This is a genomic window from Aquimarina besae (genome assembly GCF_042434905.1).
In the GTDB taxonomy this organism is placed as follows: domain Bacteria; phylum Bacteroidota; class Bacteroidia; order Flavobacteriales; family Flavobacteriaceae; genus Aquimarina.
The window spans coordinates 598,093-623,333 of record NZ_CP170199.1 but is presented as its reverse complement, the minus strand read 5'-3'; the positions used below and the strand labels follow the sequence as shown (position 1 = coordinate 623,333).

General features: G+C 34.7%; 20 protein-coding genes. 10 read left to right on the top strand and 10 right to left on the bottom strand.

Annotated features, from left to right (window positions below):
- Positions 1-43: 43 nt before the first annotated feature.
- Positions 44-1,579 (top strand): glycine--tRNA ligase, encoded by a 1,536-nt coding sequence (locus ACE94K_RS02740; protein ID WP_378179593.1) that lies wholly within the window; start codon positions 44-46, stop codon positions 1,577-1,579.
- 77 nt (positions 1,580-1,656) lie between these two features.
- Here ACE94K_RS02740 and ACE94K_RS02735 read toward each other — a convergent pair whose 3' ends face one another.
- Positions 1,657-4,533 (bottom strand): proprotein convertase P-domain-containing protein, encoded by a 2,877-nt coding sequence (locus ACE94K_RS02735; RefSeq protein WP_378179590.1) that lies wholly within the window; start codon positions 4,531-4,533, stop codon positions 1,657-1,659.
- A gap of 365 nt (positions 4,534-4,898) precedes the next feature.
- On the opposite strand from ACE94K_RS02735, the gene ACE94K_RS02730 reads away from it, so the two are divergent.
- On the top strand, positions 4,899-7,883 hold the full coding sequence (locus ACE94K_RS02730) for a GEVED domain-containing protein (RefSeq protein WP_378179587.1): 2,985 nt from the start codon (positions 4,899-4,901) through the stop codon (positions 7,881-7,883).
- On the opposite strand, the gene ACE94K_RS02725 is transcribed toward ACE94K_RS02730, so the two are convergent.
- Positions 7,880-8,239, bottom strand: coding sequence for a hypothetical protein (locus tag ACE94K_RS02725; RefSeq protein ID WP_378179584.1), 360 nt, complete (start codon positions 8,237-8,239; stop codon positions 7,880-7,882). The two genes, ACE94K_RS02730 and ACE94K_RS02725, sit on opposite strands and share 4 nt — an antisense overlap.
- 51 nt (positions 8,240-8,290) lie before the next feature.
- The gene (locus ACE94K_RS02720; protein ID WP_378184202.1) at positions 8,291-11,707 is read right to left on the bottom strand and encodes a hypothetical protein; all 3,417 of its coding nucleotides are present in this window, start codon (positions 11,705-11,707) and stop codon (positions 8,291-8,293) included.
- 225 nt (positions 11,708-11,932) lie between these two features.
- Here ACE94K_RS02720 and ACE94K_RS02715 point away from each other — a divergent pair, with 225 nt between their 5' ends.
- The 3 genes from ACE94K_RS02715 to ACE94K_RS02705 all read left to right on the top strand — a co-directional run bounded on the left by ACE94K_RS02715 (position 11,933) and on the right by ACE94K_RS02705 (position 14,373).
- Entirely contained in the window at positions 11,933-12,361 is a 429-nt protein-coding gene (locus tag ACE94K_RS02715; RefSeq protein WP_378179581.1) for a cytochrome c oxidase assembly factor Coa1 family protein, read from the top strand.
- 134 nt (positions 12,362-12,495) lie between these two features.
- Complete coding sequence (locus ACE94K_RS02710) at positions 12,496-13,260, top strand: exodeoxyribonuclease III (protein WP_378179578.1); 765 nt, start codon at positions 12,496-12,498, stop codon at positions 13,258-13,260.
- A 153-nt stretch (positions 13,261-13,413) separates the two neighbouring features.
- Positions 13,414-14,373: an OmpA family protein gene (locus ACE94K_RS02705; RefSeq protein ID WP_378179575.1), complete on the top strand. Its 960-nt coding sequence runs from the start codon at positions 13,414-13,416 to the stop codon at positions 14,371-14,373.
- A gap of 165 nt (positions 14,374-14,538) precedes the next feature.
- Here the strand turns inward: ACE94K_RS02705 and ACE94K_RS02700 are convergent, their stop codons facing one another.
- Positions 14,539-14,958: a hypothetical protein gene (locus ACE94K_RS02700; RefSeq protein ID WP_378179572.1), complete on the bottom strand. Its 420-nt coding sequence runs from the start codon at positions 14,956-14,958 to the stop codon at positions 14,539-14,541.
- A gap of 272 nt (positions 14,959-15,230) precedes the next feature.
- Between ACE94K_RS02700 and ACE94K_RS02695 the strand changes: the two genes are divergently transcribed.
- The 3 genes from ACE94K_RS02695 (at position 15,231) to ACE94K_RS02685 (ending at position 17,141) form a co-directional block, all read left to right on the top strand.
- Positions 15,231-15,758 carry a hypothetical protein gene (locus ACE94K_RS02695; protein ID WP_378179569.1) on the top strand — a complete coding sequence of 176 codons (528 nt, stop codon included), beginning with the start codon at positions 15,231-15,233 and terminating at the stop codon, positions 15,756-15,758.
- Between the two features lie 239 nt (positions 15,759-15,997).
- A complete protein-coding gene (locus ACE94K_RS02690) occupies positions 15,998-16,294 on the top strand; it encodes a hypothetical protein (protein ID WP_378179566.1) in 297 nt (98 codons plus the stop codon).
- 133 nt (positions 16,295-16,427) lie between these two features.
- Complete coding sequence (locus ACE94K_RS02685; RefSeq protein ID WP_378179563.1) at positions 16,428-17,141, top strand: DUF434 domain-containing protein; 714 nt, start codon at positions 16,428-16,430, stop codon at positions 17,139-17,141.
- Positions 17,142-17,526: 385 nt separating this feature from the next.
- On the opposite strand, the gene ACE94K_RS02680 is transcribed toward ACE94K_RS02685, so the two are convergent.
- Positions 17,527-17,745: a hypothetical protein gene (locus ACE94K_RS02680; RefSeq protein ID WP_378179560.1), complete on the bottom strand. Its 219-nt coding sequence runs from the start codon at positions 17,743-17,745 to the stop codon at positions 17,527-17,529.
- 589 nt (positions 17,746-18,334) lie between these two features.
- Between ACE94K_RS02680 and ACE94K_RS02675 the strand changes: the two genes are divergently transcribed.
- Positions 18,335-19,366 carry an aldo/keto reductase gene (locus ACE94K_RS02675; RefSeq protein WP_378179557.1) on the top strand — a complete coding sequence of 344 codons (1,032 nt, stop codon included), beginning with the start codon at positions 18,335-18,337 and terminating at the stop codon, positions 19,364-19,366.
- 3 nt (positions 19,367-19,369) lie between these two features.
- On the opposite strand, the gene radA is transcribed toward ACE94K_RS02675, so the two are convergent.
- The 5 genes from radA to panC form a co-directional block, all read right to left on the bottom strand.
- Positions 19,370-20,737 (bottom strand): DNA repair protein RadA, encoded by a 1,368-nt coding sequence (gene radA, locus ACE94K_RS02670; protein ID WP_378179554.1) that lies wholly within the window; start codon positions 20,735-20,737, stop codon positions 19,370-19,372.
- Between the two features lie 119 nt (positions 20,738-20,856).
- Positions 20,857-22,005 (bottom strand): alpha/beta hydrolase, encoded by a 1,149-nt coding sequence (locus tag ACE94K_RS02665; protein ID WP_378179551.1) that lies wholly within the window; start codon positions 22,003-22,005, stop codon positions 20,857-20,859.
- A gap of 109 nt (positions 22,006-22,114) precedes the next feature.
- On the bottom strand, positions 22,115-23,092 hold the full coding sequence (locus tag ACE94K_RS02660; protein WP_378179550.1) for a YbhN family protein: 978 nt from the start codon (positions 23,090-23,092) through the stop codon (positions 22,115-22,117).
- 4 nt (positions 23,093-23,096) lie between these two features.
- Complete coding sequence (panD, locus tag ACE94K_RS02655; protein ID WP_378179547.1) at positions 23,097-23,447, bottom strand: aspartate 1-decarboxylase; 351 nt, start codon at positions 23,445-23,447, stop codon at positions 23,097-23,099.
- A gap of 19 nt (positions 23,448-23,466) precedes the next feature.
- Positions 23,467-24,315: a pantoate--beta-alanine ligase gene (gene panC / locus ACE94K_RS02650; protein ID WP_378179545.1), complete on the bottom strand. Its 849-nt coding sequence runs from the start codon at positions 24,313-24,315 to the stop codon at positions 23,467-23,469.
- A 108-nt stretch (positions 24,316-24,423) separates the two neighbouring features.
- Here panC and ACE94K_RS02645 point away from each other — a divergent pair, with 108 nt between their 5' ends.
- Entirely contained in the window at positions 24,424-25,233 is an 810-nt protein-coding gene (locus tag ACE94K_RS02645) for a glycogen/starch synthase (RefSeq protein ID WP_378184200.1), read from the top strand.
- Positions 25,234-25,241: the final 8 nt, after the last annotated feature.

Genomic DNA, 25,241 nt, shown 5'->3' with positions numbered 1-25,241 from the left:
TAAATTCGTTTTCAATTCTTGTAAATTCAACTATTTTTGCGCCATGGCAAATCAAGAAGATAAATTTAAGAAGGTAATTGCCCACGCCAAAGAGTATGGGTATATATTTGGTTCTAGTGAAATCTATGATGGATTGAGTGCTGTATATGATTACGGACAAAATGGAGCCGAACTTAAAAAGAACATCAGAGAGTATTGGTGGAAGAGTATGGTGTATATGCATCAAAATATTGTGGGGCTGGATGCTGCAATTTTTATGCACCCAACTACCTGGAAAGCATCAGGCCACGTAGACGCTTTTAATGATCCATTGATTGACAATAAAGATTCTAAGAAACGATATAGAGCGGATGTTTTAGTTGAGGATTTCAGAGAAAAAATTAATCAGAAAATCGAAAAGGATATTACCAAAGCTAAAAAACGTTTTGGAGATGCTTTTAATGAAGATGAATTTCGAAGCACTAATCCAAATGTCGTTCGTCGTCAAAAAGAAATTGACAGAATTACTGCTGAACTCACTAGAGTTCAGGAAGAGAATGATCTTGCAGGCTTTAAACAATTGATAGAAGATCTTGGAATAGGTTGTCCTGAGAGCGGATCTAAAAATTGGACAGATGTAAGACAGTTTAATCTTATGTTTGGAACAAAACTAGGAGCTTCTGCAGAGTCTGCAACAGATTTGTTTTTAAGACCAGAAACAGCACAAGGGATATTTGTGAATTTCCTAAATGTTCAGAAAACCGGAAGAATGAAAATTCCTTTTGGTATTGCACAAACCGGTAAAGCCTTTAGAAACGAAATTGTAGCCAGACAGTTTATTTTCAGAATGCGCGAGTTTGAACAAATGGAAATGCAATTTTTTGTACGTCCGGGAGAAGAAATGAAATGGTACGAATACTGGAAAGAAACAAGATTAAATTGGCATTTATCATTAGGGTTAGGAAGGGAAAATTATCGTTTCCACAATCATGATAAATTAGCACATTATGCTAATGCTGCTGCGGATATAGAATTTAATTTTCCGTTTGGATTTAAAGAACTAGAAGGAATTCATTCCAGAACGGATTTTGATCTTAAAGCTCATGAAGAATATTCAGGTAAAAAACTACAATTTTTTGATCCTGAATTAAAAGAAAGTTATGTTCCTTACGTTGTAGAAACTTCTGTGGGATTGGATAGAATGTTTTTAGCGGTATTCTCTACTGCATTACAAGATGAAGAATTAGAAGATGGATCTAGTAGAGTAGTTTTAAAATTGCCCGCAGTAGTTGCACCAGTTAAGGCAGCCATCTTACCGCTGGTTAAAAAAGATGGTCTACCTGAGGTTGCAGAAAAAATTGTAGAGGATCTAAAGTGGACATTTAATGTAGCTTATGATGAGAAGGATGCTATTGGGCGTCGCTACAGAAGACAAGATGCAGCAGGAACTCCAATATGTATAACGGTAGATCACGATACATTAAATGATGAAACAGTGACAATAAGAGATAGAGATACTATGGAGCAGAAACGTGTTTCAATTTCAGAATTGAAAACTATTATATCGGATAAGGTAGATGCAGAAAATTGGCTGAAATAATACTCCCAATTCAATAAGTATAAAAAGAGGTCTAAAAATTCAATTTTTAGACCTCTTTTGGTTACGATATATAAGAATTATCTAACTACGAATCTTTTAATCTTGAACCTGTTTTCTTTATCTTTAATACGCACAAGATATATCCCTGAAGAAGCATAAGACATATCTAGATCATACAAATAACCTATATTATTAATTTTGTTTAGTCTATAACTTAATAATTGTTGACCACTTAGATTAAAAATATCCATTTCTAATTGGTCAGTAATGGTATCCGATTCAAATCTTATTTCGAATTGATTATTCTCTTTGTAAATAATCTCTAAATCATTACTTGGATCAAGATTTTCATTTACACCGAGTACAATATCTTCTACCTCACAGAATTCAATATCCCAATTTAGTAATTGTCCACCATCTTCATCAGCACCGTCATTAATAGTTAGCGTCCAGGTACCCAAAGAAGATAGTCCGTTAAAATCTGCCAGATTTCCTTCTGGTTGAAAAGTTCCTGTAAATGGTCCTGTTCCTTCGGTAATTGGATTGGTAGCTTGATCATCAAAAATTGTATTGGTATAGTTGTCACTATTTCCACCATTAACACTTGTTAATTCAACTAAGGTTACATTATCAGGAGCAGTTAATGTAATAGTAAGATCATCATTCCAGGTGTGTTCTATATTTAGAGATACATTAAGGTCTGAAATTATAAGATCGTCTGTAATTTCTATATTAGAAGTTACTGTAGGTGTACCAACGTCGCTTATAGTTACCGGAGTTGTATTGCTGACTGTATTACAAGTAAAATTTTCTACGGTAGCGGTGAAGTTATTATAACTTGTATTTTCATCATTAGGTAACATCGTAGAAGTTACTATTTCGTATCTACCGGATTCAGATAAATCTACAGTCTGTGTAAATGTATAATCTAATGTACTGTTTGTTGCAAGTGGTCCTACCACTGTTTCAGTAACTGCAGTCCCTCCGTTAACACTATAAGATACTTCAAAATTGGATTGTTCTTGTGTGCCAAAGTTTTCAATTGTAATTGCTACCGTTTCTACTCCTAAACCTTCATTGGACATAGGTGATGTTAATGCAACTACTCCTATGTCGTTTTGGGCTAAGTGATTAACGGTAATAGAGGTTCCATCATTTGTGTCCAATTCATCATTGATTAGATTAGTGGTCGCATTAATGAGATAGGTTTGCCCGGATACTGATAAGTCGGCGTTTTGAGTAAAAGTATACGTAGCGGTTTTTGTTGACTCAATAGTAGCGGTAAACGTTTCGGTAACAATGGTGCCGCCATTGATTTGATAGCTTATATCAAAATTAGAAACCGGAGCACTTCCAAAATTAAAAATCTCTACTGTAATTTCTTCCATATTAGTAAAAGTCCCTTCTTCTGGAATGTCAATTGATATTACTCCAACATCATTTGTGAAACTAGGAGCTATTTGAAAAACACCAGCCACGTTTGCTCTATTACCTGCAGCATTTACATATTCATTGACAAACCAAAATTTTTCTCCATTAGATGGATCTATATCAATTTTACTATAATCCCCATATCTTTCAGAACCTGGTATATTTCCACTTCCTGCGGCAATTAATGTTTCATCTATAGACATGGTTCCTAGAGGATCGTCTGCATATCTACCAGTATAAAAAGAGCTTACAAAAGTATCTGTAGTACCTCCCATTCCGGTATAGCCCATTCCTATATTTCCATTATCATCCATGATTAAACTTGCATTCCAGGCGTGTTTTCCATCTTTAGCAGTATAAGTACCCTCCTGATAAATAGTCCAAGGCTGACCATCACCTGATTGACGTAATTCGAACCATCTGATTCCGGCTATTTCTCCATCTCCCCCATCAGTGTCTACTACAAAATTGAAAACAGCTGAATTGTGTGTTGGGAATTTTCGGAATTGAGCTTGGTTCATAATAGTTGCTTGTAAAGCATCGATGTCCTGACCACCTGGTTGTGTTAGATTAGCAAAATTACCTCCATCAAATACTCCAATGAAAGGAGTAGTGGTTAATTCTGTTGGTTGTGAAATTGTAGAGCTAGCAGGTGTTGTAAAATCTACATTAACCGTCCAAATCTTTATATGATCTTCATTGATTCCTTCAAAAGCATCATCCTGCATATATACAATAGGAGCATTACCCGTAGCAGGTAAGTTGTTGTTTGAAATATTAAAAGCTTGAGGGCTAAAAAAACCTCCTGAAGTACCTCCCGGGAATGGGGGAGTAGAGATTCCAGGTAAAGGAAAACCGATAATTTGCGCACTGGCTGCTCCTGCTAACATAGCGTCTCTTTCTAAAGCAAAAACTACGTTTGAAGTATCTGCAGAACCTGAATCTACATTTGCTGTCATATAATATCCATCGGACCACACCGATACCTTTTGATAATCATCAATATCCGCAAATGAATATACAGACCAGGCATCATTTATAGGATCTGGTCCTTGCGATACGGCAACTTCTACTGCTCCTGTAAAAAATAGTATAGACATTACCCATCGGTCAGCAGCGTTATCATAGGATACGGTAAGGTCACAGCAAACATTAGCAGCCGTAAAAATGTTATTAGAAGATAGGTCACCTGTTAAAGCATTTCCACTTTTGTCAAAAATGCGATAACCTGTATTAAAAACGGCAATTACGTGGTTTGGTCCAACAGCAATTGATGGATCTGTAGGCTGACCACTTTGTTCAGTAGTATCAAAAACGATCTCAGGACCTGTTCCTGGAATACGTTTATTATTAGATTCTTGAACTTTGGATAGAACATCATCTCCTTTAGATCCTTTTCCAATAATAATTTTTCCTTTGGTACGTCGATTGTCTTTTGAATATCTTCCGTCTCTTATTTCACCATCAATTTTTTCGGCAGGAATAAGCGTAGATTTTGTGGCGAATGGAGATACTATTCTCATCGAGGTAGATTTCGAATAAAAGTTAGGCTTCACCCCTTGTTTTTCTTGGGCAAAAATACTAATGCTAATAAAAAATAGCAATTGAAGTACGAAAAGTGAGTTTTTAAACATAATTATTTCTTTGTATGATTTTACTGTTATCATAGTATAAACAGCTTACTTAAGTTTAGCCCTAAATAATTACTGTTTTTTTGCGTTTTAATAACTTATTTAATGAATACGTTAAAAGATTCTACAAATGATCATATGGTAATTAGGGATTGTTTGGTATTCTTCTAGATATGGTAGTAGGTCGAATTTTAATGTATTAGTTGTATTTTATGATAAAAATTGAGATATTACTCAATTCTAATCCAGACTAAGCTATGAGAAGGATCTTTTTCCTTTCTTTTTTATTTTTGTGCGCTATTGGTTTTTCTCAGGAAAAGAAAACCTCTTTTGCTACTATGATTACTTCTTCTACTTATATGAAGGAAGTAGAGCCTTTGATTGGTAAAAAATTAATTCCAGAAGAACCGAGAGAAGGAGAAGTAAATCCAAAGAGAACTAGCGCCAATAAAATTGTTCCAAACAAAGGACTACCAAAAGGGCAGGATGCCTTACTGCGTAAACAAAAAAACGCCGTTAATAGCCGAATCAGCAGAGCTCCTTCGTTAGTTTTTGAAACGAATTCTAGTACAGTTGCACCTACAGATCCAACGGGAGCCATTGGCCCTAATCATTATATTAGCGCAAAAAACTCCGCATTTTCCATACACGATAGAAACGGAAATGTTTTAGTGCCATCTACTTCATTAACCAATATTTTTCCTGGAGAATCATTAGGAGATCCGATCGTTTTTTATGATAATTTTGCCGATAGGTTTGTGATAACACAATTTAGTGACACACCTAATGGTTTTTTAGTGGCGGTCTCAAGAGGGTCAGACCCTGTAAATGATGGTTGGTTTACCTACCGTTTTAATACAGGTAGCTTTCCGGACTACACTAAATTTTCAATTTGGTCTGACGGATATTATGTGACTGCTAATAAGGATCAGGGACAACAAAACACAAGTGAAGTGGTGTATGTTATTGATCGAGAACAAATGTTAGCAGGTGTTGACACTGCTCAAATGGTAGGATTTCCGTTACCAGGGGCTAGGATAGGTGGGTTTTATAGCCCCGCTTCATTTAATGCAACGGGAAGCACGCTTCCTCCAAAAGGAGATGCTAGGATTATTTATTTTCAGGATGATGATTGGGAAGGAGTTAGTCAGGATGCGCTAAAGTTATGGAGAATTAGTGTCGACTGGATCAATCCTGAACTATCTACAATCACTGAATCTGAAGAGCTTACAGTAAGTAATGGAAATATCACTCCTTTTGATTCTACGTTTGATGGAGGCTCATTTGCTAATCTTCCACAACCAGGAACAGATGGACAGGATATTGATGTCTTACAAGGAGCTGTAATGTTTGCCACAAATTACAGAAGATTTTGTAACTATAATTCTGTAGTGTTAAACTTTGCAGTGGATATTGATACACGACAAGATTCAGACGATGTATCTGCCATTAGGTGGTATGAGCTTCGTCAAAATGGGGATAACCAGCCGTGGTCAGTATATCAAGAAGGGACTTATACATCCCCAGGAGGTAAGAGTGCCTGGTGCGGTAGTATGGCCATGGATATTTTTGGAAATATTGGAATGGGGTATACTACCATGGGTACCATAAGTGATGGAGCGAATCAGGATTCTTTTGCTTCCATAAGATATACCGGTCGGCTAGCAAATGATCCTTTGGGGACTATGACTTTTTCAGAGCAGACAATTGCAATAGGAACCGATGTGGATCGAACAACCAGGAACCGTTATGGAGATTATGCCCAGATAACTATAGACCCAAATGATGATCAAACATTTTGGCACATAGCAGAATATTTTGAAAGCTCAGGAAACAATGCAAGGAATGTTGTTGGAGTATTTAAAATTGCAGAGAATGTGGCAAGTGATGTAGGTGTTATAAGTATTGATGCACCAGAGGATGCTACCTTTACCACTTCTGAAGAAATTACTGTTACTATCAAAAATTTTGGGTCAACAACTCAGAGCAATATTCCTGTTAGCTATGCTATTAACGGAGGCACTGCTATTGATGAAATTTTTACGGGATCCATTGCTGCTGGCCAAACAGCCTCTTTTACATTTAATACTACTGCCGATCTAACAGGTGGGATGGTTTCATTGATTGAAGCAGAAACTAATCTATCTGGTGATGTTACACCAGAAAATGATTGTGCTTCTAAAAAAGTCGTTAACCTGCTACCAAATGATGTAGGAGTCATAAGCTTGGTTTCTCCAATCTCTGGAGGCGGTCTTACTGCTACAGAGTCTATAACTATAACGATTAGAAATTATGGTGGAGCCCCACAATCCAATATTCCGGTTTTTTATACGCTGGATGGAAGTACTCCAGTGAATGAAACCTTTACGGGAACTATAGCAGTTGGAGAGTCAGCTCAATATACCTTTGTGACAACAGCAGATTTATCAGTGTTTGCTAGCTATACGTTTCAGATAGGAACTGTCCTAACTACAGATGAGGATACTAATAATGATGTTATTACTAGAGTAATTGAACACAGACTATGTTCGCCAACCTCGGATTGCCAGAGATTCGGAGATGGTTTATCATCTTTTGTGTTGTCAAATGTTTCAAACCGAAACATTGAATGTGGAGATGGGTATGCTGATTTTACCAATATGGTAATTAACCTTGATAGATCTATAGGGGTATATGCACTAACCGTTCAGGCAGGTTTTGCAGAAGGTGATGCTGAGCGACTATCCTTATGGATAGACTATGATGATGATACAATTTATGAAGATGAAGAGTTGATTATTGACAATCAAGTAATTTCAGAAGAAAATGTAGATCAAACTTTTCTTTTTTCATTAGGAGATGAAGTTCCTCTAGGTACTCATTTGCTTAGAGTAAGAGCAGGAGATACCAATACGAATAATGGAGCAGATCTAAACGAGCCCTGCGGATCTATGCAGTTTGGTACAACACACGATTATACGGTAGAAATTGGTGAGAATACAAATCCAAATGCTGATCTAACAGTGATTAGTCAGGGAAATAAACAGTTTTTGATTACGATGAGCGATACCAATGCAGATGATATTCTCAGATTAAGCGTTTTCACCATTACTGGACAAACTATCGTATCTAATCTAGTGGAAAAAGATGCGAACAGCCGATTTACCTATCTGTTAGATATGTCTTACGTAAGTTCCGGAATTTATTTTGTAAGATTAGGAGGCAACAAGACGGGTAAATCTGTAAAGTTTTCTGTAAATTAATCAGTGCGTTTACTGATTTCTTGTATAGAAATAGGTCTTGCTTCACTACATCTATTTTGCATTCTCAAATTGCTGTATTTTACCCAGACTTTTTCCGGCATCTCATGTTTAAAAAAGTCTTGAATATTAATAGGATCTAGTTTGTCCTCATATTTTTCTACAGAAAGTATATAAGGGCAACCTTCTGACTTGCTGGTGGATAATGTTCCTTTAATAAATCCTTTTTCTTTCATGTTTATGATGTCTTCGGTGGTAGAGAGATCTTTACCTTCGGTTGTGTCTTTTCCTTTTGTAGTGATACAAGCTTGAAACGAAATAAATAAGACAAGTACGGTAAATTTTATAGAGTTTTTCATTTTAGTGTACATAGGAATTAAGAGATTTGATTATAAAGATCAGAAAAAATATTAAAAATATGCTCTAAGTTGGATACTTCCGGTATGAATCGTATTGGCAGTTTCACTTTTTCTACCTAAATATGATACATTGAGATCAAGATACTTGGTCAATTTTTTTTGCCCCAAAAGAGACCATGTATAATTATCACCTGGTTGTAATCCATTCAATAATTGATAACCTACAGGCGAGAAAGCATTTCCTGTAAAATCGTTGTTAAAATAATTAAATTCACCAGTTATAGATACTTGTTGTTTGTTGGCATATGCAAAAGAAACTCCTAACTTTTGTTGAGCAAGTCTTTCTTCTCCTGAAAGGTTTTCCTGATCATTAAGGAGATAAAAAATACTGAATTGCGTCTGTGGTGAAAGCAAATACGATAATTTTGGTTCAATTTTATAACCGTCCAGCTGATAATTTCTATTACTAAAATTTTCAGAAATACTTTCGGTTGCGATAAGTTCGTTTTTTAGATCAAAAAGCCAGGTTTTAGCCATTTTATGTACAAATGTGAGTTGATGACTATTGATAATACTCTCTTGCAGTCCTGTGACTTGTAGATTTGTGTTTTTGGTAGAAAGAAAGGTATAAGAAGTCGTATAGCGCTGTTTACCTCGATTAAAAAACAAGGTGTTTCTAAAACTTAGATTTAGTGCCAACTCATTTTCATCTTTTTTGAATGGATTAAGATCAAAAGAATTATCATCACGTAGATTTTTTCTGTCTACTATGTAAGAAGTTTGGTTATAAAAATGTGACAGTAATTTTTTGGTTTTGCTTTTAGAACCCGACCAAGAAATAGGGTTTAATGTAATGATTTGGCTTAATCTGTTTTGATGAGTTTTAACAAATAATTGATTTGGTAATAATACTCTCAAGTATATAGCTTCATCTGTAAATTGAGCAATTTCAAACTCTTCTAATTCTTGGATACCGTTATTGTTATAATCATTCCAAGTGTAGGTTCCCTGTCCGGGATCAACTTGTACATATGTAAATTCTTGCTGAGGTAATGTTCCACTATTTGTTTCAAAAACTGTATTCCAATTAATTTTGCCGGCAAAAAACTTTTGATTGTACAACAGTCTAGAGTTTAATGATTGTTCATCTTCACGATTTTGCTCTTCGTTATTTAGTTTACGATAGTTCACAAATAATGATAGTTGCGTATTCGTAGTGTTGAGTAGATTGGATTTTAAAAAATACGTATTGGAAGTACTCACTTTATCCAAAAGATTATTCCGTACACTATCATTAACACGATGTCTGTATCCGATTTCGGCATAAATTTTTGTACTGTCTCCTACTCCGCTATAGATTTCGTAAGATTTAAATCGTTGTGTGTTATTGGTAAACGTTTGGTCACTGAGATTGATTTCTTTATTTTCTTCTGTTGAAATTTTAGTGCCAATCCAGTTTTTAGGGAAACTATACGTGAGAATACTATACATTCTGAAAAACCGCGCATCTAATGCTGCATTTTTACTATTCAATAAACTCGAATACAAAGAAACTCCCAGTTTATTAAATCTTAGCTCTGTGCTAAAAAAATGTCGATTACCATTATAATTTTCAGAAAAGTTGAGGTGTTGAAAAGAATATCTGGTAAGTCCCTTTTCAGGATGAAGAAGTTCTAGACCCGATGTATAAAACTGTTGATCTCCCAATGGATTGTTCAAGTTCCAGTCTCTATTGAATTCTACATTATAAATTCTTTCGATACTCCTAAATTCTTTCTGAATATAATCTCCATTGGCAAATGCATTCATCGTCCAACTACTATCTCTAGAAAATATACGCTGTTTTAACTGAAGTCTTCCTGCTACTCCATCATTGTTGTTATCATCGAGATCAGAAAAAAGATTTAGGTCATTTTTACTGCCGGAAATTTCGAAATCAACTAATGTTTTTTCATTAGGGGTATAAGAACCCTGTACCACGGCTGTTTGCAATTTGGTGGGTGCCACTAACTGAATCACAGGCGCATAATTTCCTTGCGGAATACCGTTAACGGGAGCTACATATTCAAAAATTCGATTTATTGTAGTGACATCGCCAACGATGTAATCACCCTGGTTATCACCTACTAATGTAAAACGAACATTAAATAATTCATCTTCCGGATTATTAGAAAACACAAATACTTCCTGGCCATCAATGATAGCTCTTCGGTACAAAATTTTATTTTCACTAAAAATATCGGGGACCGCTGATGGAGAAATCATTTGGCTCATATCATCACCGGCATTGGAGAGAATTTCTTTTTGTGTATCGCTTAAGTTTTGTTGTAACGGTTGGTTTTTTGCATCATTTTCTGAGTATACAAAGGCACCGATCTTTAGCTTATCGCTTGTATGTTCACCTCCCCCATAAACGATAATTCTAGAATAATTACGTTCTGTTGTTTGATATTCTATAGAGATCCTCATATCTGAAGTTATCGGATAGGTAGGATTAAAACGCACTTCTCCAGCGTTGTAATCTATAATGTAATCTTTATTTTCACCTCTTTCCAGCAGTAAACCATTGACATAAACCCGTTCGCTACCTGAAACGATGAGAATAAACAATTCTCCATTAGGACCGGTTAGTTTATAAGGACCTTGATTTCCTTCTTGTCCTGTAAACTGGCTTCTCGTAAAAACACCTCTTACCAATGCTCCCGAAGCAAACAATCCGGTTTTTGATTCAGGATGATTTAGAGTTCCGTTGATAGAGATTCCCTGTACATTTTTGGTAAACCTACTAAAATAGCTTGTGTTATTTTGTAATTGAACATCACCAGCCCTCACATTCCAGTTTTTACTATACAATTCGATAAAAACCTGATCAAATTCATCTAAGTTCTGTGAATACCCACTTTGCTGCACAGGTAAATTGGCATCTTGGATGGAGGCTCGCAAGGAAATGTTATCACTTATTTTTCCTGAAATCTGCAGATCCAGTTCAGAATTTAAGACTGAATTTTGGTTACTACCTACAGTGACTCCTCTGGATATACTTCCGTTGGTCGTAAGTCCGTCAAAAGGTTTGAATTCTTTTTTGTTATTTGCTTCAGAAAGACTATACAATTTCTGTAGATCACCACTTTCTTGTACGATAATAGATGGATCAAATTCAAAATACTTTTTGGTTAAAAAATCAGGGTAGCGATAATATTGTATGGTTATAGAATCATTTTCTGATTCTATTTGCGGGGATAGCATCATCAATGCATTTTCAAAATTAACTTTGTATAAACTGCTATCTATAACAACTCCTTGTTTTGAAATTACTTTAAAATCATAAGAATTGATGCTTACCGAATCTATCTGGATGGTATCAGTCACTCGCATTTTTTTACTTCTAAAGTTGATAGAAGTATCCTGCCCCAAAAGTGTTTGGGTACTCAATAATAGTAAAAAACCTAAAACCCTAAAAATGCGCATCGATACAAAACTAAAGTTTTTCACGTATTGTGGTATGGTAAGCCCTTTAAATTACTTTGATTTGTGCAACAACTCTTGATTGGAAAGGTTTTTATAGTAAAACAAACGCTAAAAGTAGCATTAAGTTTTATAGAGGGAAAAAAATAATGATTTTTTGAAGGAAATAGGATACTTAGTTTTTATGGAGCTAAAAGCGACCAATCATTTAAAAATTAAAGGAAAAATATGACTGATTATATTAATAAAAAAAGTTGGTGGCGTAAGAACCGAGGATGGATTTTAGGATTTTTTACGCTTACTAGCGGGTTTGTGATGACCGTTTTGATACTATTAGGCAAACCCATTGGTGACTTTACCAGAGCTATGTTCGATCCATCAGTGTACAATAATGCCTTTGATACAGTAAACAACGATGAGCGCGTAATCGATTTATTAGGAGAATTAAAACCTATAACTGTCTTTGAAGTTTTAGAAGGCGAAGTTAAATATGATGAAGATGGAAAAGCTATAATCACAGTTGGAATTAGAGGATCGATACAAAAAGGGAAAATGGATATTGTGGCTACTAAACATAACAATAGCTGGCAATACGAAGTCATTAGAATCCGAACTAAAAAGCCAAAGAAAATTATAGAGGTTTTAGATAGTAAATAGCAATGCTTTTTTTGCCATTGCAGACTGTCACACTGAGCTTGTCGAAGTGTAGGCTGGAATCCATATTTGTTCAGGTATCATTACCATAAAAAGTAATTTTAAAATATCTTAGCAACTGCTTTTTAAAAAATACTATGAAAATAATATCATATAACGTAAACGGAATACGGGCAGCACTCAAAAAAGGATTTATTGAATGGTTACAACAAGCAGATCCCGATGTGATCTGTTTACAGGAAACCAAAGCCCAGAAAGAACAGTTAGAGCTGGATATTTTTGCAGAAGCTGGATATGCGTATAATTACTGGTATAGTGCTCAGAAAAAAGGATATAGTGGTGTAGCAATTTTGTCTAAAACAGAACCTCAGCATATCGAATACGGAACAGGAATTGATTATATGGATCATGAAGGTCGTAATCTAAGAGCCGATTTTAATGGAGTTTCTGTGATGAGCTTATACCTGCCCAGTGGTACTAATTTGGATCGATTAGAACATAAATTACAGTATATGGCAGATTTCCAGGAGTACGTAAATGACCTGAAGAAATCGTATCCTAATTTGGTCATTCTGGGAGATTATAATATATGTCATCAGGCAATTGACATTCACGATCCTGTACGTAATAAAAATGTATCCGGATTTTTACCCGTCGAGCGAGAATGGATAGGTAATTTTATTGATAGCGGATTTATAGATTCTTTTAGACATTTTAATTCAGAGCCTCATAATTATTCTTGGTGGAGTTATAGAGCCAATGCCAGAGCCAATAATAAGGGATGGCGTTTGGATTATGGTATGGTAGCGCAACCACTACAAGATAAATTAGAAAGAGCCGTTATTTTATCAGAGGCAAAACATAGTGATCATTGCCCGATTATGGTAGAATTAAATATGTAGAAAAAATTGAAAAAATTTGTTAATTAGAGTAGTGTGAGAAACGAAACGGTGTTCTTTTATATTGAAAAACTATTCTCGATACATGTTATCTTCATTTCATTACGATAAAAACTCGAATTGACATTTTGCTTAATTGGTTAAAAATTAAAAATTATGATAAAAAGAATTTTGATAATATTATGCATGGGCATATTTGCTACATCCTGTGTTTCCTCGAAAGTCCATAAAGAACTAGAGGGGAAATATGCGAAATTAAAACGTGATAATCGTAAACTTCAGGATCAATTTAGAGCGTTGCAAAAGACTAGTGAAGCAGATAAGTTGGCTATGGATCAGCTAAATGATGCGTATGAAAACACCCGAGCAGAAAGAGATGAGTTGCGTACCAAATACGATGCATTATCTGCAAACTATGAAAACCTGAAAAATTCATACGACGCTTTAGGAAAAAACAGTGCAGCAGCGCTTAATGCTAATAACAAAAGAAACAGGGAGCTATTATCGCAGTTAGAAGAAAAAGAAAGAACCTTGGCGGCAGAACGAAATCGTCTGGATAAACTACAGAGAGATTTAGCATCACGTTCTAAAAGAGTGGATGAACTAGAAGGTTTAATTGCTGCAAAAGATGCTAAAATGCAAGCTTTAAAAACGGCTATTTCTAAAGCCTTAAGAAATTTTGAAGGTAAAGGACTCACCGTAGAAGAAAGAAACGGTAAGGTGTATATTTCTATGGAGAATAAGTTGTTATTTGATTCCGGGAGCTGGGCAGTAGGAACGCAGGGAAGACAAGCTGTAAAGCAGTTAGCTTCAGTATTAGGAGAAAACCCGGATATTGCCGTGTTGATAGAAGGACATACGGATAATGTACCCTATACAGGCAATGGACAGTTAAAAGGAAACTGGGATTTATCAACCAAAAGAGCTACAGCCATCGTAAATCTGTTGTTAGAGAATGATCAGATCGATGCACAAAATTTAACAGCTGCCGGTAGAGGAGAATACTCACCCGTGGCATCCAATGAAACATCAGAAGGTAAAGCAAAAAACAGAAGGATAGAAGTAATTTTAACCCCAAAGTTGGACGAAATTACAAAGTTATTGAATGATATATAATAGTTGATTATAGCTCGAAAAAAAGCGGTCAATTGACCGCTTTTTTTATTTAAGTTTATTCTAGGAGGGTTAATACCCCGAGGCTTGCCTCGCCAGTAAAACGTAAACAAGTTTGAAAACGAGAAACCCTTTGAATGCTCCGTGAGCTCGCTCTGGAGATTTTTATTAATTACTAAATAATTCAGATAAAATACTGTCTACTTCTTTACCATTATTAGCTTTCAGCTGTTCCTTTAAAATTAGAAGCTTACTTCTAAAGCTATCAATTACATCACTAGCTGTTTCTTTAGTCAATTGAATTTGTTTTCCAGAACTGGTCAATAAAGTGTATTTGTAAAATTCTTTAGCTTTAGAATTATCTTTTTTTGTTTCTAAGGAAATAGTACCAGACTTTAATACAAAAGAAATTATATTATCTTGAGCGGTTACTTTATCTGTTATTTCCGAAATGTCAGAAGCGAGAGCATATAACTCTTTTTGTTCTTCATATAGTTGAGACCAATCAGTATCCTTGCCATTTGGTACCTGTGCGGTTGCGGTTAATCCCGCGCCTACCATAAATAAAAGTAGAAATAGTTTTTTCATAATATTTGGGTGTTATAAAAATTTAGTATCAAAACTACGTATTTGATTTCACGTATTCCTTAACGGAATAAATATTAATTTAGTATTAAAGTTATCTTAAAAACTGGTTTAAAATAACCATTTTAATCTGAAGTTTCCAAAAAGTATGCCACGAATTTAGTTAACAAAAATAAAATCCTTAATTATGCATATAGTAAAACCTGTAAAAATCAGGGAGACAGATAACAAAAGAAGAGTATCAGACGTTTATAATACCCAAATCAATATAAAAAATGAAACAAATGAAGCGGTTGCCGATTTTTATAATGCTACTAATATCTGTAGTTAAAGGAGTGAGTCAGGAAAGTGAAGAAGAGTACTACGAGGAAGAAGAAATACAAGATGAAGGAGAAGTACAAGAAGAAGAAAGTCAAAGCAACTACTTTGATTACTATCAGTATTTTGAGTTTACCAATGATGAGTATGCTAACCTGTTGGATAAAGTGAATGATATGGATCCGGATCAGGAAGCTATGCTAAATACATTTGTCGTTGAGGTCCAGCAAGATAGAGTTCTTAAACGACGTTTGTTTAATGAAATGGTTACAAAACCTAAGAAAAAGAGTCGTTATAAAGGGAAGGACAGCCCAGGTTTTGTTTGCATTATAAAAGGACTTATAGAACATAAATCGGTGTATGATGCGATCATTAAAGATGGCCGATCTGAGAGTCAAGCCAGAAACGCCGCAACACTTTCAGAAAGAATCACCCGCAGAAAATGTGGCATTATCAAAAAGGCAAATAAAGAAGAAGAACAATAAGATATTATTTTAGATCAGATTCTTTAGAAAGTTGATAGGTCGTCATACTGAGCTTTTCGAAGCATATCAAAAACGAGCGTATTTGTCGGTAAGTAGGCAATAAATTTTTGCTTGAATATACAGAACACTATAATTATCTAAAAAACATCTATCTTTGTACTGTACAAAAGTACTTGTTCTTTGTAAAAACCATACTCCATAGTTTTTGAATTAATGTTTAATTTTTAAAAACTATGATTATGAATTGGAAAATTCAAAAGCTATTGAATGGTGAGACAATTGTCTCCAAAGAACCCGGTAATTCTATGTTGCCTATTTTAAAATCAAAACAACCTGTAGTTCTGAAACCCATAAATTGGGAAGATTGCCAGGCAGGAGATATTGTTTTTTGCAAAGTAAAAGGAAACTGTTTTACGCATTTGGTCAAAGGAAAAAATGCAAAACGAGGATTGCTGATCGGTAATAATCGAGGTCGTATCAATGGATGGACCAAAAATGTGTATGGCAAAGTAATCGAGATATTACCGATGTCATAAGAGTAGCGCGATAAGCGCTTTTTTTATGTTTTGATTTTGGTAAAAGAAAAGTTATCATCAAGTAACCTGTACAAAAGTAAGTTTGCAATATTACAGAATCATAGAAATGACTAAATCTCCTGTTTGATTAATAATGACTTCACGTAACCGAGGAAAAGAAACAAGTGATGATCGTTTGTTTGGTGATCATAAGATGCAAGAAAATCTGAAAGAAGCTGCCAAGGATATGCATTACTTACTTAGCAAAGGATTTGCAGAAAAATCATCATTACAATTAGTCGGAAACAGATATAGATTGAATGCCAGACAACAAAGAGCATTGCAGGGTATGAGCGCAAGTGATCGACAAATACAACTTCGGTTAGAGAAAAGTGTGTTTTCTGAAAACTTGAAAGGTAAGACTGTGGCAATTGATGGATTTAATCTTTTGATCATTTTAGAAAGCGCGATGTCTGGAGCTTATATATTTCAGGGATTGGATGGATATTATCGGGATGTTTCGGGAGTACACGGCTCCTACAAAAGAGCACAAAAAACAGAAGAAGCTTTGCTACTAGTAGGTAAAATTCTTCAAAAACTAGAGGTGCATAGCGTAGATTGGTTTTTTGATGCACCGGTATCAAATAGCGGAAGATTAAAGACAATACTTCGTGAATTGGCTGAGCAGTATCAATTTCCTTGGAATATATATTTAGAAAACAACCCTGATGTAATATTGGCAGATTCTAAAGATATCGTAGTAAGCTCGGATGCTTGGATATTGGACAGAGCCGGACAAAATTTCAATATGGTCTCATATTTTATAAAAGAGCATCTTTTAAAATCAACTATTGTAACCGCAAAATAATGAAAGTTACTATTTCCCTCATTCAAGATCTTGTTTCCCTCATTATCATTTTGGTGGCAGATAGAACTGCTATACTTTTATATCGATCTAAAATATAATAAGGTTGGATGAGTGAGGAATTAATTTTTAGGTTGGTTAGTTGTGAGACGGATGTAGTAATGGGGTAACTGCATCCGTTTTTTAGGGATACGGATTGACAGTTGAGATGTTGAAAACAACGAATTTAAAATAAATAGTTGAACCTGTCTATCTGACGGTTGGGGAGCAGGCTAATTTCAATTTTTCAGAGGGATTTTGTGTTTAATAACTCGAAGCTTGTCTGACGGATGTAGGGCGGTTTGTTTTGAAGCTTTTAAATGATATTTGACGAGATTACCCATGTATTTTACTTAGATAAAACGTTTTCTTTTTGTATTTCACGAATTAATTTTTGATACGAGTTACGATTGACAACAATTCTGTTTTCTTGTATTTCCATTAGTGGATTGTATCGTTGTAATACTTTTTTAACTATTTCTTCGGTAATATTAGTTTTAGAAGCTATTCTCTTTATAGCAAATTCCTTCTTCTCTGTAGTTAATTGTTTGTAGTATGTATTTAGCATAACTTCTTTTCAAGAATTTAATATGAAGTCAAATATACACTAAAGATATAAAATTATATATAAAATTGAGCATTACATATAAAATAGTAAACAAAATTTCACTTTTAATTAGATTCAAGTTACTAGTCTAATCAATATCTAAAAAAAAGAGCTTCTACCCTTAGAAGCTCTTTTTCCGGTTAAAAAAGTAAAGGGTTCGGGGAAAACAAACCCTTATAATGAGGTTTATGAATACACCTCTTTTTGGTTGGTGAACTATTCGGTAAACTATTTAGTCTTATGTTCATCACCTAAAACGATTTTGATGTTTTATGCGTATTAAGAGTATAGAAAGAATTGTTCCATAAAGACAACAATTCATAAAGTACTGATATTTAGTTTCTTAAAAATAAAATGACATCTTTTACTTTTCTTTAATATGTAGATTTAGCACCAATACTGTGGATTAGTTTCTCACTCTTAAAAGTCAGAAGGCTGAAATCTAAGTAAAAACTACCTTCTCATTTATTATGATAATTTTTAGATATACTAAGTAAGAGAGTTTTTACTTTTGAAATTTCATGTGTTTAAATACATAACTACGCAAATCATGAAGTATACGACATTACCAGGCACCGATATAAAAGTTAGTAAAATGTGTTTAGGGTCAATGACCTGGGGGCAACAGAATACAGAAGCAGAAGGCCACGAACAAATCGAATATGCGATTGACCAGGGTGTTAATTTTATAGATACAGCAGAGTTGTATTCGGTGCCTGCAAAAAAAGAAACACAGGGCAGCACCGAACGAATTATAGGGAGCTGGTTAAAAAAATCAGGAAAGAGGGATGAAGTCGTAATTGCATCAAAGATTGTGGGTCCTGCAGAATTTTCCAGTCATATAAGAAAAGGAGAATTTAGTAAATCAGAGATTGCCGATGCGATTCATAAAAGTTTAGAAAGACTACAAACAGATTATATAGACCTTTACCAATTACATTGGCCCGAAAGGCAAACTAACTATTTTGGTAAATTAGGATATACTCACGATGAAAATGATGAATGGCAGGATAATTTTGCTGAAGTCTTAGATAATTTACAAGGGTTTGTAAAAGAAGGTAAGATTAGGCACGTTGGCGTTTCTAACGAAACTGCTTACGGGTTGATGCGTTATACTGAAGAAGCTAGAAAAGGAGCGCCTAAAATGATAACAGTCCAAAATCCCTACAATTTGTTGAACCGAAAAGATGAAGTGGGGCTAGTAGAGGTATTACATCGTGAAAATATAGGCCATTTACCCTACTCTCCCTTAGGATTTGGAATGCTTACAGGTAAATATTTGGAGGAAATTCCTAAAAATTCTAGAGTTGATCTTTTTCCGAATTATAATCGGTATATGAATGAAAATAGTTATAAAGCTACAAGACTATATAACGAGATTGCAAAAAAGCATGCTATGAGTTTAACGCAGTTGTCATTGGCCTTTGTTAATCATCAACCGTTTGTAACTAGCAATATTATTGGAGCAACGAGTATTGAGCAGCTCACAGAAAATATAAATAGTATCCAAGTGAATTTATCTGATGAAATTATAGATGAAATCAATGAAGTTCATTCGCAGATTCCTAATCCGGCACCTTAGAAATTATCCAAATAAATACTCAACTACGTCTTCAATTTTGGCAACAAGCTGAATGTTGATATTCGTGTTTTGTTTAGAAATTTTATTGTATTTAGATACAAAAATAGTTGAGAAACCAAGTTTTTCGGCTTCCTGAATTCTTTGTTCAACTTTATTGATAGGTCTTATTTCACCGGCAAGTCCAACTTCTGCAGCAAAACAATAATCTTTGGCAATTGGTATATCCTCATTAGAAGATAAAATAGCAGCTACTACTGCAAGATCAATCGCCGGATCGTCTACAGAAATTCCCCCCGTAATGTTTAGAAATACGTCTTTAGCTCCTAGTCTAAAACCTGCACGTTTTTCTAACACGGCCAGGATCATATTTAAACGTTTTAGATTGTATCCGGTGGCGCTTCGTTGTGGGGTTCCATAGACAGCTGTACTTACTAATGCTTGTATTTCGATCATTAGTGGTCGCATACCCTCTACGGTTGCTGCAATTGCTGTACCGCTTAACTCTTCCTCTTTTTTGGAAATAAGAATTTCACTAGGATTACTAACTTCTCTCAATCCACTGCCTAACATTTCATAAATCCCTAACTCCGAGGTAGATCCAAAACGGTTTTTTAGTGCTCGTAAAATCCTGTACACGTGATTACGGTCTCCTTCGAATTGAAGCACAGTATCTACCATATGCTCGAGAATTTTGGGACCAGCAATGTTTCCATCCTTAGTAATGTGTCCAATAAGTATGACAGGAGTAGCCGTTTCTTTAGCAAATTTTATAAGTTCTGTAGTGCATTCCCTAATTTGAGAAATACTTCCGGCACTACTTTCTATGTAGTCACTGTGTAGGGTTTGAATAGAATCAATAATCACAATATCCGGTTCTGTAGCTTCTATTTGCCTAAAAATATTCTGAGTTTTTGTTTCGGTAAGGATTAGACAATTATCAGTTTTGGATTGGATACGTTCTGCACGCATTTTAATTTGTTTCTGACTTTCTTCTCCAGAAACATATAATGTTTTATAAGGTAGTTGTAAGCTAATCTGTAATAACAATGTACTTTTTCCTATACCGGGTTCTCCTCCTAATAAGGTAAGAGATCCTGGAACAAGCCCTCCGCCTAGAACCCGATTTAGTTCAGCATTATCCGTATTATATCTTGCTTCTTGACTGGTATCAATTTCAGAGATTTTTAGAGGTTTAGCTACTCTATTGGCTTTAGAACCTGAACCGGCTTCTTTCCAATCATTTTTTGAAGCTTTTTGGACTACTTCTTCAGCAATTGTATTCCATTCTTTACAAGAAGTACATTGCCCTTGCCACTTCGCATATTGAGCACCACAGTTCTGACAGAAAAAAACAGTTTTGGTTTTGGCCATAGCTTATTGATTGAGTGTAAAAATACTATTTATTTATGTTGATTGTATAGAAGTATAAAAACAAAAAGACCCCTTTTTGGAGTCTTTTTAAAATTTATTATTTCTTGAGTATTCGGAAATTAAAAACCGAAATCTTCTTTTATTTTATTGACTTTTTCTAACATATAATCTTTAGTTAGAAAAGCTACCTCATTTAAAAGGAATCCATTCTCATAAGCTCTCATTGCTTTCTTAGGTTCTCCTAATTGCTCATATCCTAAACCAAGATAATAGTATCCAAGCATGGTTTCAGGATGTTCTTTAATTGCAAGTTTACCAAGGGGTTCTAGTTCTTCCCATAATTCTTTCTTTTCAATTGCAGTAGATATCGCGATAAAATCATTTATTCGTATTTGTCTTTTAAATCCATATAATTTTTCGGTAGTATCATAAATGTCTACAAGATGATCATATAAAGATGTTTCAAGGGTAAGAATATCTTCCTTATATGTTTTTTTACTAATCGGGCGATACATTTCAAAGATAGTCTCCAGCGCCTTTGGAATTGCTCTACCTACAAGAGTGTAATGTGAAGATTCATCAAAGTTATCAAAGTAGTAATTCACCTCGGGATTTTCGATTGTAGAAAAAAGCTCATCGGCTTTGATCAAATCATTCTTTATATTTTCGGCATCATTAGTTGCAGTAGCAAGATAGTACCACATATCTGATTTAGCGCTACTAAGTACGTTAAAAATACGTTCGTGCATTGGCGGGGCAAACTCTGGACTCAGATTAATATAAGCTTGAAATAGAGGATTTTCTTTAAATAAAAAATAGTTGATAAAGTTAGAAGTATAGTCGTGTCCAACGATCATTTTTAATTGAGCAGTTCTGTAGGTTTCATCGATATAAGGTAATAATTCTTGCCCGATAAATTCAAAAAACTCTGCACCCTTACCTTCGGGTAAATAGCTTGCTAAATCATATCGACAATCATCTTCTCTGGTTTTTCTTTGTAAAATACCTACTACAATAGATTCGGGCATGTCTTCCCAATACGAGAAATAGTCTACATTACCAGCTACGGGCTCAAATAAATGGTCGCCATCCAATACAATAATAACAGGATAGGTTTTATCTTCATTTTTTTCATAATTACGTGGCAACTGGATTTTTAAGTCTCTGTTTTGGTCTAATTTAATAGATCTAAAGGTTTCATACTTTACCTGTCCATAAGAGATAGAGGTAATTATAGAAATAAGAATCAAAAATATACTTTTCTTCATAAGTAGTGAGATTAAGGTTAAGCAAGTGGCAATATATAAATTATTTTAAAGGTTTAAAATTTAATATCTCATCAATAAAACGATCAATACATTGTTTATAAGGGCTTTATTATGTTTTATTTTCTCTGTTCAAAATGGGTAGGAATAGAAATGATAACGCTCCAACAATAATATTTATTGCTGTTTGTGAACCCCATAGAATCCAACCAAAAGCTTCGCCATCACTTTTATTATAGCCAAAAAACACAAATACAGCACCTACAACAATTGGAAACGGTAAAATACCAATACCCCCATTGGTAGTAGACATTGAAAATGAACCTACGACAAATGCTACAAGAATAACTCCTAAAGAAGCGTCGCTAAGATTAGGAACGGCAAATTTTATAACATTAAACATAGATACGTATAAAAACCATATCAAAAGCGTATGAAAAAGAAAAGCCGATTTTTGTTTCATGGTAAAGATACTTTTCATCCCTTCTAGCAAACCCATACCGAAATTTCTAATTTTAACAATCCATTTATTAGAAGATTTTTGAAGGATTTTTAAGCCTAAAAAACCGATAAGTATGAGGAAAAGAATGATCGCCAAAGTCACTAGAGGATTGATGTTTTTTTCTTCCAAGAAATTCAATAGATATTCGGTTTGCAGAATTCCTGCAGCAGAGGTTACCAAGATCAGCATGATAAGATCCGTTATTCTTTCGGAGACAATAGTCCCAAAAGCTTTCTCGAAAGGAATTTTTTCGTAAGTAGTTATTGTAAAACCTCTTAGAATTTCACCGGATCTAGGAACTCCTAGATTGGCCAAGTAACCTGCCATAACGGCCATAAAGCTATTATAAAATTTAGGATCAAAACCAAGCGGTTTTACTAAAAATTTCCAACGATATGCTCTTGAAAGATGAGATAATATACCTAGCAATAGTGAGATAGTTACCCAAAAGGGATCAGCATTTTTGATGTTTCGCAATAATTCTTGTCTGTATTCTGGAGTAGCAGAACTAAGAAAGTACCATATTAAAAAAACTCCCAATAAGAATGGGAGTATGATTTTTAAAAATTTAAGAATTTTAGGATTCACCCTTTTACTTTAGTAAATTATTTTCTTCGTTTGGAAATAATAGTGCTGGTTTAAACTTTTTAGCAGCTTCGATATCCATCATTGCATAGGTAATCAGGATCAATACATCTCCTTTAGCTACCTTTCTGGCGGCGGCTCCGTTTAGTGTAATCTCTCCGCTATTCCTAGGTCCGGGAATCGCATAAGTTTCAAGACGTTCACCGTTATTGTTGTTAACGATCTGGACTTTTTCTCCTTCAATAATATTAGCAGCATCCATTAGATCTTCGTCTATGGTAATACTTCCTATATAATTAAGGTCGGCGCCAGTTACTTTAACGCGATGAATTTTTGATTTTACAACGTGTACAAACATGTTACAAATTTAGTTATTTTTAATTTAGGGCAATGTTATCTATAAGTCTAACTTCTCCTGCAAAAACGGCAATAAAAGCTCGATACTTTGTGTTCTTTCTTTTTCTCTTAATCGACTTCAGATCTGAGATCTTAGCAATCTCAAAATATTCTAAAGCTAAGGTGTCATTATTTTTAAATTGTTCTGAAACCCAATTCGTTAAATCTATAACACTTTTTGTGCCAAAATCCTTTTTAACCTGCTGAAGCGTTTTGTAAATCAGAGGAGATTCCTGAAGTTGTTTATTATTGAGTCTCTTGTTGCGTGAGCTTAATGCTAATCCGGTTTCTTCTCTATAAATAGGACAACCGATAATTTCTACTGACATATTTTCAATTTCTACAAGTTTTTTGACAATCTGTAGTTGTTGAAAGTCTTTTTCTCCAAAATACGCTCTATTAGGTGAAACTATTGTAAATAAATGTTTTAATACAGTACCTACACCATCAAAATGCCCTGGACGAAACTTGCCTTCCATTTCGTATTCTAATCCATTGAAGTTATAATCTGAAGAACTCATTTTTGATCCGTAGACCTCCTTTGGTTCTGGCGCAAAAACAATAATATCATCAGATAAGGTAGATAGCAGTGCCACATCGGAATCCAAAGTTCGAGGATATTTGATCAAATCGTCCGCATTATTAAATTGAGTAGGGTTTACAAAGATACTTACTACTACCTCTTGATTTTCGTCAATTGCTTTTTGTACCAAAGCTAAATGTCCTTGGTGTAAAGCTCCCATTGTAGGAACAAAACCAATGCTTTTATTTTGTTTATGTAAGTCTGCAACATTCTTTTCAATGTCCAGTCTTTTCTCGTATACCCGCATTTATCTAAAAGTTAAAGGCGTGCAAAAATAAGATATTACTGGCAGACTACATAAATTTTCGTAATTTTGCAAAAATTTATTCCCAAGGAGACGAGAAAAGTAGACTATATGAAAGACAAGAGGATATTGTACGTATCATCAGAAGTAATACCTTACCTACCAGAGACAGAGATTTCATCGATGTCTTTTGAAGCACCTAGAATGGTAAACAGTAAAGGCGGGCAAATTAGAATTTTTATGCCAAGATATGGGAACATTAATGAACGTAGACATCAATTGCACGAAGTGATTCGTCTTTCAGGAATGAACCTAGTTATCAATGATCTTGATATGCCACTGATTATTAAAGTTGCTTCTATTCCTAAGGAGAGAATGCAGGTGTATTTTATTGATAACGAAGATTATTTTAAGCGTAAAGCTACTTTGACAGATGAAGAGGGGAATTTATTTCCGGATAATGATGAAAGAGCAATCTTTTTTGCAAAAGGAGTTATCGAAACAGTTAAGAAATTAAATTGGTCACCAGATGTGATTCACGTGCACGGATGGCTGGCTTCTATGTTACCATTATATCTTAGAAACTATTATGCGAATGAACCATTATTTACGAATAGCAAAATTGTGACATCCGTATATGATCACGGGTATGAAGGAACATTGGATAAAAATATGCTGGAGAAGGTGAAATTTGACGGGATTAAAGAGGAAAAAATTGCAGATCTGGCAAAACCAACTTATAATAATGTGATGAAAGTTGCAATCGATAATTCTGATGCAATAATTATAGGATCAGAAGAGATTCCAGAAGAGCTTTCGAAACATTTAAAAACAATCGACCAACCTGTACTAGAATATAAAAAACCAGATGAATTTGCAGATGCCTACGAAGCCTTCTATCAGACAGAGGTATTGGTGTAGCAAAAGAA

Bases quoted from the DNA above. Each gene is read 5' to 3' on its own strand.
- ACE94K_RS02715 (WP_378179581.1), top strand. From the start codon at position 11,933: ATGACTGATTATATTAATAAAAAAAGTTGGTGGCGTAAGAACCGAGGA.
- panD (WP_378179547.1), bottom strand. From the start codon at position 23,447: ATGTTTGTACACGTTGTAAAATCAAAAATTCATCGCGTTAAAGTAACT.
- ACE94K_RS02690 (WP_378179566.1), top strand. From the start codon at position 15,998: ATGAATTGGAAAATTCAAAAGCTATTGAATGGTGAGACAATTGTCTCC.
- ACE94K_RS02700 (WP_378179572.1), bottom strand. From the start codon at position 14,958: ATGAAAAAACTATTTCTACTTTTATTTATGGTAGGCGCGGGATTAACC.
- ACE94K_RS02735 (WP_378179590.1), bottom strand. From the start codon at position 4,533: ATGAGAATAGTATCTCCATTCGCCACAAAATCTACGCTTATTCCTGCC.
- ACE94K_RS02680 (WP_378179560.1), bottom strand. From the start codon at position 17,745: ATGCTAAATACATACTACAAACAATTAACTACAGAGAAGAAGGAATTT.
- ACE94K_RS02645 (WP_378184200.1), top strand. From the start codon at position 24,424: ATGAAAGACAAGAGGATATTGTACGTATCATCAGAAGTAATACCTTAC.
- ACE94K_RS02710 (WP_378179578.1), top strand. From the start codon at position 12,496: ATGAAAATAATATCATATAACGTAAACGGAATACGGGCAGCACTCAAA.
- ACE94K_RS02730 (WP_378179587.1), top strand. From the start codon at position 4,899: ATGAGAAGGATCTTTTTCCTTTCTTTTTTATTTTTGTGCGCTATTGGT.
- ACE94K_RS02725 (WP_378179584.1), bottom strand. From the start codon at position 8,239: ATGAAAAACTCTATAAAATTTACCGTACTTGTCTTATTTATTTCGTTT.
- ACE94K_RS02720 (WP_378184202.1), bottom strand. From the start codon at position 11,707: ATGCGCATTTTTAGGGTTTTAGGTTTTTTACTATTATTGAGTACCCAA.
- ACE94K_RS02665 (WP_378179551.1), bottom strand. From the start codon at position 22,005: ATGAAGAAAAGTATATTTTTGATTCTTATTTCTATAATTACCTCTATC.
- radA (WP_378179554.1), bottom strand. From the start codon at position 20,737: ATGGCCAAAACCAAAACTGTTTTTTTCTGTCAGAACTGTGGTGCTCAA.
- ACE94K_RS02740 (WP_378179593.1), top strand. From the start codon at position 44: ATGGCAAATCAAGAAGATAAATTTAAGAAGGTAATTGCCCACGCCAAA.
- ACE94K_RS02705 (WP_378179575.1), top strand. From the start codon at position 13,414: ATGATAAAAAGAATTTTGATAATATTATGCATGGGCATATTTGCTACA.
- ACE94K_RS02695 (WP_378179569.1), top strand. From the start codon at position 15,231: ATGAAACAAATGAAGCGGTTGCCGATTTTTATAATGCTACTAATATCT.
- ACE94K_RS02685 (WP_378179563.1), top strand. From the start codon at position 16,428: ATGACTTCACGTAACCGAGGAAAAGAAACAAGTGATGATCGTTTGTTT.
- ACE94K_RS02675 (WP_378179557.1), top strand. From the start codon at position 18,335: ATGAAGTATACGACATTACCAGGCACCGATATAAAAGTTAGTAAAATG.
- panC (WP_378179545.1), bottom strand. From the start codon at position 24,315: ATGCGGGTATACGAGAAAAGACTGGACATTGAAAAGAATGTTGCAGAC.